9 protein-coding genes are annotated in these 14,050 nt (G+C 60.6%); 3 read left to right on the forward strand and 6 right to left on the reverse strand.

Going from position 1 to position 14,050, the window contains the following annotated elements:
• Nucleotides 1-369 precede the first annotated feature (369 nt).
• A complete protein-coding gene (locus NJU76_RS02815) occupies nucleotides 370-2,598 on the reverse strand; it encodes a CDC48 family AAA ATPase (protein WP_254531288.1) in 2,229 nt (742 codons plus the stop codon).
• Nucleotides 2,599-2,809: 211 nt separating this feature from the next.
• Between NJU76_RS02815 and larC the strand changes: the two genes are divergently transcribed.
• On the forward strand, nucleotides 2,810-4,132 hold the full coding sequence (gene larC / locus NJU76_RS02820; protein WP_254531289.1) for a nickel pincer cofactor biosynthesis protein LarC: 1,323 nt from the start codon (nucleotides 2,810-2,812) through the stop codon (nucleotides 4,130-4,132).
• A gap of 398 nt (nucleotides 4,133-4,530) precedes the next feature.
• Here the strand turns inward: larC and NJU76_RS02825 are convergent, their stop codons facing one another.
• From NJU76_RS02825 to NJU76_RS02840, 4 genes are all read right to left on the reverse strand, one after another.
• Nucleotides 4,531-5,241, reverse strand: coding sequence for a hypothetical protein (locus tag NJU76_RS02825; RefSeq protein WP_254531290.1), 711 nt, complete (start codon nucleotides 5,239-5,241; stop codon nucleotides 4,531-4,533).
• Between the two features lie 887 nt (nucleotides 5,242-6,128).
• Nucleotides 6,129-6,518: a hypothetical protein gene (locus NJU76_RS02830; protein ID WP_254531291.1), complete on the reverse strand. Its 390-nt coding sequence runs from the start codon at nucleotides 6,516-6,518 to the stop codon at nucleotides 6,129-6,131.
• A 1,056-nt stretch (nucleotides 6,519-7,574) separates the two neighbouring features.
• Complete coding sequence (locus tag NJU76_RS02835) at nucleotides 7,575-7,973, reverse strand: hypothetical protein (protein ID WP_254531292.1); 399 nt, start codon at nucleotides 7,971-7,973, stop codon at nucleotides 7,575-7,577.
• Nucleotides 7,974-8,655: 682 nt separating this feature from the next.
• Nucleotides 8,656-9,042, reverse strand: a complete 387-nt coding sequence (locus NJU76_RS02840) for a hypothetical protein (RefSeq protein ID WP_254531293.1) — start codon at nucleotides 9,040-9,042, stop codon at nucleotides 8,656-8,658.
• 755 nt (nucleotides 9,043-9,797) lie between these two features.
• Between NJU76_RS02840 and NJU76_RS02845 the strand changes: the two genes are divergently transcribed.
• Nucleotides 9,798-11,303 (forward strand): hypothetical protein, encoded by a 1,506-nt coding sequence (locus NJU76_RS02845; protein ID WP_254531294.1) that lies wholly within the window; start codon nucleotides 9,798-9,800, stop codon nucleotides 11,301-11,303.
• A 318-nt stretch (nucleotides 11,304-11,621) separates the two neighbouring features.
• Here NJU76_RS02845 and NJU76_RS02850 read toward each other — a convergent pair whose 3' ends face one another.
• A complete protein-coding gene (locus NJU76_RS02850) occupies nucleotides 11,622-12,401 on the reverse strand; it encodes a RuvC family protein (protein WP_254531295.1) in 780 nt (259 codons plus the stop codon).
• A 659-nt stretch (nucleotides 12,402-13,060) separates the two neighbouring features.
• Between NJU76_RS02850 and panB the strand changes: the two genes are divergently transcribed.
• Nucleotides 13,061-13,888 carry a 3-methyl-2-oxobutanoate hydroxymethyltransferase gene (panB, locus tag NJU76_RS02855; protein ID WP_254531296.1) on the forward strand — a complete coding sequence of 276 codons (828 nt, stop codon included), beginning with the start codon at nucleotides 13,061-13,063 and terminating at the stop codon, nucleotides 13,886-13,888.
• Nucleotides 13,889-14,050 lie beyond the last annotated feature (162 nt).

The following is a 14,050-nucleotide window of genomic DNA, read 5'->3' on the forward strand; positions in this document are numbered from 1 at the left end:
AATCTACAGTATTACAGCGAGAGTACCTCGGTACTTGCGACCGAAGATAAATTTCATAAATTTCATTCTCAGATAATCGTACTCAATCGTACAGTTAGACGGGGTACCGACCGTACTTCGTCGCAACTGTGCACAGTTGCGGAGGAATGTGGCTCTCTCACCAGCCACGTCTTCGGCGTGGTGCGACGGACGCCATCGGGCCGTGGTGGAGCGGCCGACCCTCACGGACACACTGCGTGTTCGGGTGTTACTTCCAGACGACCCAATCCGGGAAGTCCGAGGGGGAATTGCATTCGCTTGCGGCCATCTGGCCCGATTCTGGGCCTGCCGCCAACACAGCGAAGCCACGGGGCTTGTCCCCGTGGTACTTCACTGGAAGCCGATCCGACTGCCGCGACGGCCAGTCGGAGTGGGGCCGCTCGTGCCGCCCTGGAAATCCTCTTCGATCTGTTCGTAGTACTCGAGGATGTCGTCGGTGATCGTCGGCCGGACGTTCTCCATGGCCTGTCGGAAGTGGCGCATTTCGACGACCTCCGCCTCCTGGTCCTCGCGCAGCGCCTCGATGGCAGCCTCGCGCGCGATCGATTCGAGGTCGCTGCCGACGTATCCGTCAGTGATCTCGGCGATTTCCCGCAGGGTGACGTCCGCCGCGAGCGGCGTCTCCTGGGTGTGGATCTCGAGGATCCGTTCGCGGCCGTCGACGTCGGGTTCGCCGATCATGACCAAGCGGTCGAATCGTCCCGAGCGCAACAGCGCGGGATCGATCATGTCCGGCCGGTTGGTCGCGCCGATGACCATCACGTTCTCCATTTCCTCGAGGCCGTCGAGTTCGGTCAACAACTGGTTGACGACGCGCTCGGAGACGTTCGAGCCGGTTTCTCCACCGCGGCCCGGCGCGAGCGCGTCGAGTTCGTCGAAGAAGATGACCGTCGGGGAGACCTGTCGCGCCTTGCGGAAGGTCTGTCGGATGGCCTTCTCCGATTCGCCGACCCACTTCGAGAGCAATTGCGGACCGCGCACCGAGATGAAGTTGGCGTTCGTCTCGTTGGCGACGGCCTTCGCCATCAGCGTCTTGCCGGTCCCCGGCGGGCCGTACAGCAGGACGCCCGCCGGCGGATCGATCCCGAGCCGTTCGAAGCGCTCGGGGCTCGAGAGCGGCCACTCGACGGACTCTTTCACCTGGTCTTTCGCGTCGTGGAGGCCGCCAACGTCGTCCCAGGTGATTTTCGGGAGTTCGACGAGGACCTCCCGCATCGCCGATGGTTCGACTTCGTTTAGCGCGCCGCGGAAGTCCTCGCGCTTGACGATCATCCGGTCGATCAGGCTCGGTGGGATGTCCTCCTCGTCGAGATCGATCTCGGGCAAGTAGCGTCGCAGCGCTTTCATCGCGGCTTCTTTGGTCAGACTCTCGATGTCGGCACCGACGAAGCCGTGCGTCTCGTCGGCCAGGTGGCCGAGGTTGACGTCGTCCGAGAGGGGCATGCCGCGGGTGTGGATCTGGAGGATTTCTTCTCGGCCGGTCTCGTCCGGCACGCCGATCTCGATCTCGCGGTCGAAGCGACCGGGTCGTCGCAGCGCGGGGTCGACGCTGTCGACGCGGTTAGTCGCCGCAATGACGATGACCTGCCCCCGGGACTCGAGGCCGTCCATCATCGTTAGCAACTGTGCGACGACGCGGCGTTCGACTTCGCCGGTGACGTCTTCGCGTTTCGGGGCGATGGAGTCGAGTTCGTCGATGAAGATGATCGAGGGCGACTCCTCGGTGGCGTCCTCGAAAATCTCCCTGAGTTGCTGTTCGGACTCGCCGTAGTACTTCGAGATGATTTCGGGGCCGGCGATAGAGAAGAAACTGGCAGACGTCTCGTTGGCCACGGCTTTGGCGAGCAGCGTCTTCCCGGTGCCCGGCGGGCCGTGCAGGAGGACGCCCTGTGGCGGCTCGATACCGAGCTTCTTGAAGATCTGCGGGTGTTTCATCGGGAGCTCCACCATCTCCCGAACCCGCTGAATCTCGTTCTGGAGGCCACCGATGTCCTCGTACGTGATTCCGCCGCCGGTCTTCTCGAAGCCCGAGATGGGTTCCTCACGGAGTTCGACGTCGGTATCTTCGGTGATGAGGACGACCCCTTCGGGGTCGGTCTCGACGGCGATCAGCGGGATCGCCTGACCCGGCGACCGCATGAACGGATGGTTCGTCGAGGACATCACGGGCACGATGTCGCGACCGACGACAGGGCGCTTGAGAATCTGGCGTTTGACCATGCCCGCTGCGTCGGAACCGAACTGGACTGACGCCTCCTCCGGCGGTGCGAGTACGAGCTTGTCGGCTTTCGTGGCCTCTGCCTTTCGGATCGTGACCCGTTCTCCGATACCGACGTCGGCGTTCTGCCTGGTGAACCCGTCGATACGGACGGTATCCGTGTTCCAGTCCTGCCGGTCTGCACGCCAGACCTTCGCGGCAGTCGTGTCTGCACCTTCGATTTCGATGATGTCGCCCGGACTGAGCTTCAGATGCAACAGCGTGTCCGGGTCGAGCCGGGCGATACCACGACCCGAGTCGTTCGGGTACGCCTTGGCAACCTCCAGTTGGACTTCGTTCATGATTTAGGGATGGACGGCGATGTCACTTGCTCCGATACGTGAGCGGATATGTTTTGTGTTAGTCCGCATTTCTATGCTAGTCTCTACCATAGATACTTGGCACTGGATGCTACAAAGATGTACCGGACTCGGTGGGTTTTGGTCCTATCGACATCCCCGTCTGGAGGCCCGGACAGGTGGTTTTTTGCAGCTTCCACGCTCGACGTTACGTATGCGAGTTCTGGCCTTCGACGGTCGTATGGGAGCCAGCGGTGACATGATCCTCGCCGCCCTCCTCGACGCCGGTGGCGACCCCGACGTCCTCGAGCCCGTCACCGACGCCCTCGAGGTAGAGTACCGAATCGGCACGACGACCAAGTGCGGCATCGCGGCAACGACGGTCGACGTACTCCTCGCCGACGACGGTGAGGATGACCACGATCACGATCACGACCACGGACACGATCACGACCACGACCACGACCACGACCACGACCACGGACACGAGCACGACCGGAATACCCCTGCCGAAGGCCACGGCCCGCACCGCAGCTATCTCGAGGTCTGCGAAATCGTCACAGACATGGCCCTCGAACCGGCGGTCGAACGCGACGCACTGGCGATCTTCGAACTGCTCGGCCGGGCGGAAGCGCGCGTTCACGGCGAGGACCTCGAGGACATATACTTCCACGAGGTGGGAGCCGACGACGCGATCGCGGACGTGGTTGGGGCCGCGGCGCTTGCACACGACCTCGAGCCGGATCGGGTCGTGACGACGCCGCTTTCGATCGGCGACGGGACGGTCTCGATGAGCCACGGCGAGTATCCGATTCCGACGCCGGCGGTCGTCGAAATCGCACGGGGAGCCGACTGGTCGCTTCGCGGCGGGCCGGTCGATGCGGAGTTGCTCACACCGACCGGGGCGGCGATTCTAGCCCACCTCGCCGACGGCGTCGACTCGCTGCCGTCGCTCTCGCTCTCGGCTTCGGGGTACGGTGCCGGCGGGTACGACCTCGATCCGCACCCGAACGTGCTCAGGGTGCTGGTCGGAACCGGCGAGGGGAATCTCGTTACGGACGATATCGCTGTGCTCGAGACCAATCTCGACGACGCGACGCCAGAGGTGCTGGGTGGCCTACAGGATGCGCTTTCTCGCGCGGGCGCGAAGGACACCTCGATCGTACCCGCGACGATGAAGAAGTCCCGACCGGGTCACCTCGTGAAAGTCATCTGCGATCCCGAAGATCGTGAACGCGTCGCCCGGACGTTGGCCGAAGAGACCGGGACGCTCGGTGTTCGCGATGCGGGCGTCACGCATCGCTGGATCGCGAATCGTGAGTTCGAGACCGTGGTCCTCGAGATCGACGACGAAGGAGACGACGGCGACGAGTACGAAGTCACCGTGAAAATCGCGAGCGATACCGACGGCACCGTCTACGACGTGAGCGCCGAATTCGACGACGCGAAGGCGGTGGCTCGAGAGACCGGGCTCCCGATTCGGACTGTGATGGAGCGGGCGGAAACGCTCGCCCGATCCGGAGACTCGGTAGAGTGACCATCCAACGCGATTACGGCCCTGCACCGCGAGGTGAAACGATTCCCTGTCGTTCTCGAGACAACCCACCGCCGACGAAACACCGTTTCGATTTGGTGGTAGCGTTTCCACTCGCGGATATCGTCCGTCGAAAGCCGCGTCCCGTCGGTTCGAGATCGGAGAGCGCGGTTAAAAAAATCGGTATCGGAATCGGTGGGAACGGCCGTTTCAACCGGCGAATGGCGCGGCCCGGTCACCGTTCCAGGCGCGCGCGTCGGTGTTATTTACTGCAGATTCGGGTTGTCCGCACCGACGTTCTGTTCTCATACCTGATACCTGAGTGGTGGTCTGGTCACCGGTGGAACGATGACTGAGATGCCACTATCAATTCCGTCGGTATTGGTGCCGTCGTTGGTATCCTACGTCCCATCGACGAGGTCACAGGATTCGACCGTGCCCGACGTGCCACCGGGGAACGTACACTCGTCTCCGCCAGCACCGACGACGACTTCGTCAATTTCCTGCTCGGAAGTCCAGTCAGCGCGAATCGGCTCGTTCGGTTCGTCTTCTTTGAATTCGACGTTCGTGATCTCGACACCCATCGCGTCGCCACCTTCGGGAACGAATTCGTTTCCGTTCCACTCGAACCGCACCAGTTCTTCGCCGTCTACGTAGAACTGAATGTTGCTGATGGCGGCAACCTGATCGCCGTTATCGCCGTTATCGCCGTTATCGCCGTTATCGCCGTTATCGCCGTTATCGCCGTCATCGAAGTCGAAATCGATTTCGATGTCGTTCTCGGCTTCGTTCTCGTTGGCCTGATTCTCGGCGATCGTGGTCACGTCTTCGACGACGTTGACGTTGTCCTGGTCGACGTCCTGACCCTGGATTGCGGTCGTCTTCGCGTAGCTCTTGTCAGAGCTGCTGTGCGACCAGGCGACCTGGGTCTGTGAATTGCTATTTTCCTGGTTCGTCTCTATCGTCGTGGTCGCGTTGGCGTCCTGGTCGATATCGACCTCGGGGTTCAACGCGTCCACTTCTTCCTGTGCGGCTGCGGAGCCGGTGAATCCCACAAACGCTGCACTGGCGATGAGCGCAAGCGTCAGTAGGACTGTGATGTTCCGTCTCATAGCGTTAGTAGTTCTGTGTTTTCTTCGGGTGAGCGCACACGTGTTCGGTGGGATTTTCGATAGGATACGGATCGTCGCGCATCACCACACTGGTTGCCAACCGTGTCATCGCACGTTTCCACTTCATCGTGGCGCATCTCCCCGACGAAATCAAACGTAGCAGCCCATATGAAGCCCAAATACTGTTCAAACGAATATTCGAACGCTACATTGTACGAGTTTCATTAGTGTAATGAATTATGACTTCACAATATTCGTAGCGCACACCATCGGAAAATATGGAGAGAATATCAGATCGATGACTCGATATTGTCATAAATTACAGACAATGCCTCGCTTCTATAAATCGAGGCATTGGTAGACGACACCGTTAGGCGCTTCGATACTGTCGCCAGAGTTGGGTCATCGACGAATCGACGATCGGACCTGCGATCGGACGACCGACAACCAGATTCTGTTCATCCCGCTACGAGGCGAAGTTCCGAGGCAGCCACCGCTTTGCGCCGAACGACGATCCCAGGAATCGGAAGTGGATCGGCCAGAGACCGGCCAAAAACGCTGCTGGTGGGATTTCTGGTCGCGTGCGGGACTCGTTCTAGATCGCGAACTCGAAGTTCGAGACCGTGTCTCTCCAATTCGACGGTGACGAGTACGAGATTATCGTCACAGTCGCGAGTAACGGCGACGGAGAGAGATGCGTTGTGAGCATCGTGTGTGACGCCAAGTTGGTGGCCTGAGAGACGGATTACAGCAAATTGCGTGACGTATCCATCCGTCAGGAGATGGACGTTCGATTACCCTCTCGGTCGGTAATGTAAACGTGGCCGAACTGCCGCGAAAAACAGAAGAACGGACTATCAGTGGGTACTAGTCCGCTCCAATTAGAATTAGAACACCGGGATAGCCACCATTCTGCCGGTTTGGAGGTCCACTTCGATATCGTTCTCGGCTTCGTTCTCGTTGGCCTCGTTCTCGGCGATCGTGGTCACGTCTTCGACGACGTTGACGTTGTTCTGGCTAACGGATTGGCCTTGGGCTGCGGTGGTCTTTGCGTAGCTCTTGTCGGACTTGCTGTGCGACCAGGCGGTCTGGCTCTGCGAGTTGCTATTTTCCTGGTTGGTTTCGATCGTCGTGCTCGCGTCGGCGTCCTGGTCGATATCGACCTCGGGGTTCAGAACGTCTACTTCTTCCTGTGCGGCTGCGGAGCCGGCGAAGCCGACGAGCGCGAGGCCGCCGATCAGTGCTACCATCAGTGCGAGTGTAACTGAGCGTTTCATTTGTCGTATCTCCGTGTTCCGTCGTCGGGCAGTACGCACGCAAACCACGCGGAATCATGCCCGAAGAGCTGTGCCTCGAGCGACAGCGTCGTCACTCATCGTGCCGTGGCGCTTCCCTCCCGGGCCTCCGCCATGGTGCGGTGCCCGGTCGCTGCTATCGAGGGAAATATATTTAAATCCGACAAACAGTTTCGAGGCGAACACGGCATTAGCGGATCATACGCGGGAGTTTACAGTCGGAGGCCGATCGTACACCGTTGGTAGTCGGAAACTTGTCGTCGAACCGACGACATCATCGAACGGTCCGCCCGTGGTAGTCTTCGGCGTGATAGCCGATCCGCCACCGGAATGTTCGCCACGCAGGGGTTGACGCCCGTCCGTTGTACGAATAACTTGCGTCTATAGCACCCGTCATCGGTACAGGACGTTGTCGCAGGTCCTATTCACTCGGTACAAGGGAAGCACCGTCGAATCGACGGGCAAACGTTCGAACGGCCGACCGACGGTCGGGTCCGACAGTTTCACGTCTCATCCGAGTCTCGTATCGGTCGCCGTGACGAGCGCTGTCCCAGAGGGCAGGGTTTGCCAACCGCGGAACGGATCAAACCTCGGACAGAGTTCCGTTGAAAGTGCTCTCCGGCGGTGTACTCAGAGAGAACGGGCGGACGCCATGTCGGCCAGGGCGTCGTCTGTCCACCCACGACCGGGCGTGCGCTTGTCCCGAAGCGATCGGTTCTACCGACACGCGTACAACGGTCACGTTGAGGGATCGAGAGACGGGACATCGACGGACGAACGACGTTCTCGATCCAGTACGGCCGACGACGCTCGGACGAGAGTCGAGGGGCGGTCTCCTCGTTAGAGATGTACATCGGCCGGTGGAGCGGTTACTCGTCTCGTCTGCTTCGAAGTCGTACTCGCAAGAGCGACTCGCGATACACTCCCGTCTAGTAGTATCGCAACGGCCGAGTGTGTATGGACAGTATGCTAGACGTGGTCGAACGTCCGCCAAAGGTGGAAAATAATATCCGTTATCCGCCTTTCCTAATCAGGATTTTATCCGGCAGAGTTTGGCGGACCGTTGTTACCATCACCGAAGTCGATGTCGAATTCGAAGTCGTTCTCGGCTTCGTTCTCGTTGGCCTCGTTCTCGGCGATCGTGGTCACGTCTTCGACGACGTTGACGTTGTTCTGGCTAACGGATTGGCCTTGGGCTGCGGTGGTCCTTGCGTAGCTCTTGTCGGACTTGCTGTGCGACCACGCGACTTGGGTCTGCGAGTTGCTATTTTCCTGGTTGGTTTCGATCGTCGTGCTCGCGTCGGCGTCCTGGTCGATATCGACCTCGGGGTTCAGAACGTCTACTTCTTCCTGTGCGGCTGCGGAGCCGGCGAAGCCGACGAGCGCGAGGCCGCCGATCAGTGCTACCATCAGTGCGAGTGTAACTGAGCGTTTCATTTGTCGTATCTCCGTGTTCCGTCGTCGGGCAGTACGCACGCAAACCACGCGGAATCATGCCCGGAGAACTGTGCCTTGAGCGACGGACTCGTCACTCGTCGTGCCGTGGCGCTTCCCTCCCGGGCCTCCGCCGTGGCGCGGTGCCCGGTCGCTGCTGTCGAGAGAGAACCACTTAAATTCGACAAACGGTTTCGAGGCGAACACAGCATTAGCGGATCATACGCGGGAGTTTACAGTCGGAGACCGATCGTGCACTGTCGGTAGTCGGAAACTTGTCGTCGACACGACGACACTATCGAACGGTCCGTCTGTGGTTGTATTCGGCGCGATAGCCGGTTCATCTCTGGAATATTCGCCACGCAGGGATTGACGCCCGTCCATTGCACAAATAACCCGCGTCGAGGGGACATCGACGGACGGACGACGTTCTTGATCCAGTACGGCCGCTGGTACCCGGGCAAGGGTCGAGGGGCGGTCTCCTAGTTCGAGGTGTGCATCGACCGGTGAAGCTGTTACTCGTCTCGCCCGCTGGGAGGTTGGATTTGCAAAAGCGACTCGCGCGATTCACTTCCGCCCAGAAGTATCGTGACGTCCGGGTGTTTACGGACGGTGTGTTAGACGTGGTTGAACATCCGTCAAAGATGGAAGAAAAACACCCGTTAGCTGCCTGTTCTAATCGGTGTTATCCCTGGCCTGGCGGAGAGCCGCCCGGCGGGCCTGGTGGGAAGTCATCATCGAAGCCGACATCGACTTCGAACTCGTTACTGGCCTCGTTCTCGTTGGCCTCGTTCTCGGCTTCCGTCTCCACGTCTTCGACGACATTGACGTTGTTCTGGCTAACGTCCTGGTATTGGTACGCGATGGTCGTCGCGTAGCTCTTGTCTGAACTACTGTCCGACCAGGCGACCTGGGTCTGTGAGTTGCTGTTGCTCTGCGTGGTCTCTATCGTCGTGGTCGCCTCGGCGTCCTGGTCGATATCGACTTCGGGGTTCAGGGCGTCTACTTCTTCCTGTGCGGCTGCGGAGCCGGCGAAGCCGACGAGCGCGAGACCGCCGATCAGTGCTACCATCAGTGCGAGTGTAACTGAGCGTTTCATCGTTATGTATCGGACACGCGTGTGAACCGCGACGGGTTCTTGCCGGCAGGAGTCACACCTCGAGCGACAGCGTCGCCGCTCGTCAGCCGGTAGTGATCACCTCCCGGACTCCGCCGTGGCTCGGTGCCCAGTCACTGCTATCGAGAGAGGACCATTTGAACCCGGAAAATGGTTTCAGGACGAATACGGTATTGGGATGCCCTACAAGACCACTACCGGGTAGCACCAGATCGTTCATCGCCGACAGTCGGAAACTTGTCGTCGAAACGACGACCCTATCGAGCGGTGCACTCGCAGTTTCGACGATCACTGCAACCGCTCCGTCCCCGAAATATTCGATATGAATCAAACGATAGGCGTCCACTGAACGGAAACGCACTACTTCCATTTGCGAAACGGTCCTCGGATCGGCCAATCCAGGCCCGGAATGTAGCGTTTTCGCCAGGAGGTGCGCAGCTTCGCGTGAAACTGGCACAGGAAATCGATACAGGACTGCCGGCCGCGCCAGCCGACCGAAGGCGACAATTTCTCGGCGTAAGCCGTGTCCTTCGGACCAATAGGCTGTCACATACGAGAACCAACCTGTCGATAACAAAGTCACTCATACGGATACGATGGTTTGCGTCGTATAGATTGAGAAACGAAAGACCATCACGATACAAATCACGCGATCAATGACAAACGACACGACGAGACGATCACGAGCTACGACACTCATTATGACCTGTATGGTCGCCTTTGCCATGATAGCTGCCGGCGTTCCGGCAGCTACCGCAGGTGGCGACGGCGATCTGGAGAACGGAACGGTACATGCCCTCAACGACGGCGAGGAGCTGTATCTGGTCTTCGGCGCGGACCTCGGCGATATGTCGCTTGAGGAGTACGTCGACCAGCACGCGAGCGGCTCGGCCGATTCCGCGGCCGAAGTCATCCAGTACCAGGACGTCGATCAGGTCAACATCAACGAGCAAGGCTCCGCGGTGTCGATAGCGATCGACGGCGGTGACGCCACCGCGATTCAGGAATCGAACCAGTACAACGACAACCAACAGAACGGTGAGGCCACGGCCGAGAGCATCGACGCTCGAAGCGCCAAGACCCAGTTCGAGAACGTTGGAACCGTCAACATCATCATCGGTGACGGCGGCGACCAGCAGTTCGACGGCTGGGGCGTCAAGGACAAGAAGGGAGACGGTGAGACCATCACGCAGGAAGCCGTCGCCTCCGTAACACAGTCCCAGGAGGTCGCGCAGGCCAACTTCAACAACCAGAGTACCGCCTTCGCCCTCGCCGTCGACGACAGCGAGGCGACCGCCCTCCAGCAGTCCTACCAGCGCAACGAGAACCTGCAGGAAGGGCACGCGAACGCGTCCAACGTCTACCTCGGGGACGGCAAATTCGGTCACAAGAAGGACAAGTCGGGCGATAACGGTCCGTCTGCCAGCCAGAGCGCCGAGGCGTCGGTCACGCAGCAACAGGACGTCGAACAGGCGAACGTCAACGAGCAGGACGGTGCCGTCGCCATCGCGGTCGGCGAGGGAAGCACCGCCACGGCGATTCAGTTCACCGACCAGAGCAACCTCAACGAGCAAATCGCCAGCGCAAGCGCATCGAACCTCCTGGCGTCCAGTCCCGGCATGAACGTCGCGACCGCAGGCGACGTCAGCGGCGAAGTCCTCTCCCAAAAGGACGGCATGACCAAGCCGGACAAGAAGAGCAAGAAAGACGGCGTCGAGCAGACCGCGACCGCCGGCGTGGCTCAGGAGCAGGGCGTCGAACAGATGAACATCAACCTGCAGAACAACGCCATAGCGATCGCACAGGACAGTAGCGAAGCTACCGCTGTCCAGCTTGCGTACCAGACGAACTACAACGCACAGGTCGCCTACGCCAGCGCGCTCAACGTCTACGCGAGTCCGGGCTACGTCACTGACGACGTCAGCCGAACCTCGAGTACGACGGTGACCGTCGACGGTAACTCGGGCATGTCGAACCCCGGCATGTCGTACGACTACGCGTCCGAGGCGACGCAGACGAACGACGTCGATCAGCAGGCAAGCGCCGCGATCGAACAGGCACAGTTCGTCACCCAGCAGAACATCAACGAGCAGCACACTTCCGTCGCAATCGCCGAAGACGGTGGAAGTGCGAGCAGCTCGCAAGTGACCCTCCAAGAGAACGAAAACGTGCAGCTCACGTCCGTCTCTTCGGCAAACGTCTGGGTCGGCGCGTAATTCCAATTCGTCACACGGTCGGTTTTCGACCGACGTGACCGACAGTTTCCGTTTCTTTTTTCCACCCCGTTCCCACTGGAATGTGTCGTATCTCGGTGTGTTGCCCCACGAGCAGTGGGCTATCCGGTTTTGGCACCTCGAACGGAGCGGTCCCCAGAGCGGTTCTCCTCGAATACTGCCCCTCGAACCTGTTGGCGTTGACTACGCTGCCGCCCGACCCTGGTTTGCCGGGTCGAAACCGCCGCCGTATCCGGCACACCGACTCGCAGCCGGCGGAATCCGTTCCGGCGTCGGCGACCGGGGCGACACTCGAGACGACTACGACTCGTCGGAATGGTCCGTGTTAGTCGACTCGGTCGTCGAGCCGTCGCCGTCGTCTCGATGTTCGACGAGCGCTTCGTCGATGGTCAACTCGCCGGCAGCGACCCGACGGGCCAGAACCTCGTCGATCGCCCGATTCCCGTCGCTCTGTTCGCGCGACCGATCTTTGATGACCTGAATCTCCCCCGCCGTCGGCTCTATCTCGCGCGCGTCGACGACCTCGCCCTCCCGGTGGGCGATGTTGACTGCGGCTAACACGTCGCCCATCCCGCGCGAACCGGTGCCGAGGTATGGTGTCGTCCCCGTTTCGTCGACGAGTTCGACCCGAACGTCCCCGAGGTCGGTGATCAGTCTCGCGCCCTCGAGACGAGAGCCATCGCCAATCCGGACGACCGGAGACGGTGCCTCGGCGATTTCGCGCTGTATGACGTCGACGGCATCGCCGAGGGGGATCTGGAAGGCGGCGACAATCGTCTCGCCGGAGAGAACGGCGATTCCGGGTTTCCGACCCGGATCGACGCCGATTATCGTCCGACCATCGCCCCCGCGAATCGCCGCCAGGGCCCGATCGACTGCGCGTCGGGGGTCGTCGGGAGCCGCAACGATCGTCGTCACGCCAGGGAAGGAGTCGGCGTGGTCGGTTCCGGTGACGACCACGGTCGTCCGTTCGGGCAGCTCCTCGTCCGGCTCGACGGTCGTAAACGTCGTCCCGCGATCGCGGAGCTCGTTGACGACGCCGTGGTACACTTCGAAATCTGACGTGGCGACGACGATCACGAGATGAGCTTCGCGTCCGCGACGAATAAACGTACGCGAACGCCGTTCCGTCCCTCAGAGCTCGCCACGCTTCTCTCGAGCAGCGCAGCCCACTCGAAGCTCATTACCGGGCCGCTTCTCGCCAGGGTGGCGGTTCGTCCATCACTTTAAATTAGCTGTAATTGAGGGCGCTCAGCCCCCTTCTGCTCACGGCGACGCCGTTCGCATGGTCAGCGGGACCGACGGTCCCGCGCTATCCGCAGCGAACGAAGCGAGCAGGGAGGGGATACAGCGCCCGCACGTCTTGTTTTCGTGTGAATCGGCACCCTTATTATCCCTTCGGTCGAAGATGAGAATAAGATGCTCACCACGCTTCCGGCGGTGTTCAAACGCGACAACAAGCGTGCATCGTCGGTTGTGGCCGAGTGTCCAACCGGTAGGAGTGGGACACTCCGAACCACCTGTCAAGGGAAGTCGCCTGCGGAGTCTGGAACCGTCCGCAGAACGTCAACGGCGTTCTGCCGGGCCGCACGAGACGCGGAGCGTCTTGTGGACGCTGTGGGATCTGTTCCTGCACGTTCCGACACAGAAACAGGACGCTCCGTCCGCAACAAGCGAGGGCCGGGGAGGCCCGAGCGCGGGAGGGCGGAGTAGTTCACTCCCGGCATCGGTGTCTACGTATGTCACGTACTTCCATTCCCGACCTTCACGAGAAATATCGCGACGGGAAGCCGCTTTCCATGCTGACAGCGTACGACGCGCCGATCGCTCGCCAGATCGATCGCGGCGGTGTCGATATGATCCTCGTCGGAGACACAGCCGGAGATAACCACCTGGGGTACGACGATACGATTCCAGTCACGATGGACGAGGCCCTGTCGAACACGTCGGCTGTCGACCGTGCGGTCGAGGACGCGATGGTCATCGCAGACTTGCCGTTCGGGAGTTACGGCCAGTCGATGGAGACCTCGGTGGACAACGCGGTACGGTTTCTGAAGGAAGCGGGCGCCGACGCAGTCAAACTCGAGACGGCACCCCACGGCGAGACGACGATCGAGATCATCGACCGGTTGACCGAACTCGGGATTCCCGTGCAAGGACACATCGGGCTGACGCCACAGCGGATGAATCAGATCGGTGGCGGCTACATTCAGGGCCGGAATCACTCGAGTTCCGCGGCCGTGGACGCGCTCGTCGAAACCGCCGAGCGTCTCGAGGCTGCCGGCGTGTTCGCGGTCGTTCTCGAGACAGTGACGGAGGAAACCGGCAAAGCCGTCACCGAGGCGATGGACGTTCCGACCATCGGTATCGGTGCCGGCCGATACGTCGACGGGCAGGTGCTCGTCATCACCGACATGCTGGGACTCGGCGGCGAATCGTTCACCCTCTCGAAGCAGTACGCCGACCTCGACTCGATAATCAGCGACGCCGTCGAGACGTACGTTGCAGAGGTCGATGACAGCACGTTCCCAGCCGAGGAAAACGTCTACGATCCACTCGAGGAGTGAGCGGATGTCCCGTCTCGCCACCTGTTTCACGATCGATTTCGACCTCACGAACGAGGTCGCCGAGTCGGGAGAGACGCGCCTCGAATTCCGTGAGCCACTCGAAAAACGCGGGCGCACTCGTCGCCCCTCGAGACCGCGGTCCCGGTGACCGCACTCGAGAAG

Origin of the sequence: Natrinema gelatinilyticum (assembly GCF_024266705.1) — an archaeon.
GTDB lineage: Archaea > Halobacteriota > Halobacteria > Halobacteriales > Natrialbaceae > Natrinema > Natrinema gelatinilyticum.

Coding starts and splice junctions, on each gene's coding strand:
- NJU76_RS02840 (WP_254531293.1), bottom strand. CDS start 9,042: ATGGTAGCACTGATCGGCGGTCTCGCGCTCGTCGGCTTCGCCGGCTCC.
- NJU76_RS02825 (WP_254531290.1), bottom strand. CDS start 5,241: ATGAGACGGAACATCACAGTCCTACTGACGCTTGCGCTCATCGCCAGT.
- NJU76_RS02830 (WP_254531291.1), bottom strand. CDS start 6,518: ATGAAACGCTCAGTTACACTCGCACTGATGGTAGCACTGATCGGCGGC.
- NJU76_RS02845 (WP_254531294.1), top strand. CDS start 9,798: ATGGTCGCCTTTGCCATGATAGCTGCCGGCGTTCCGGCAGCTACCGCA.
- NJU76_RS02835 (WP_254531292.1), bottom strand. CDS start 7,973: ATGAAACGCTCAGTTACACTCGCACTGATGGTAGCACTGATCGGCGGC.
- panB (WP_254531296.1), top strand. CDS start 13,061: ATGTCACGTACTTCCATTCCCGACCTTCACGAGAAATATCGCGACGGG.
- NJU76_RS02815 (WP_254531288.1), bottom strand. CDS start 2,598: ATGAACGAAGTCCAACTGGAGGTTGCCAAGGCGTACCCGAACGACTCG.
- larC (WP_254531289.1), top strand. CDS start 2,810: ATGCGAGTTCTGGCCTTCGACGGTCGTATGGGAGCCAGCGGTGACATG.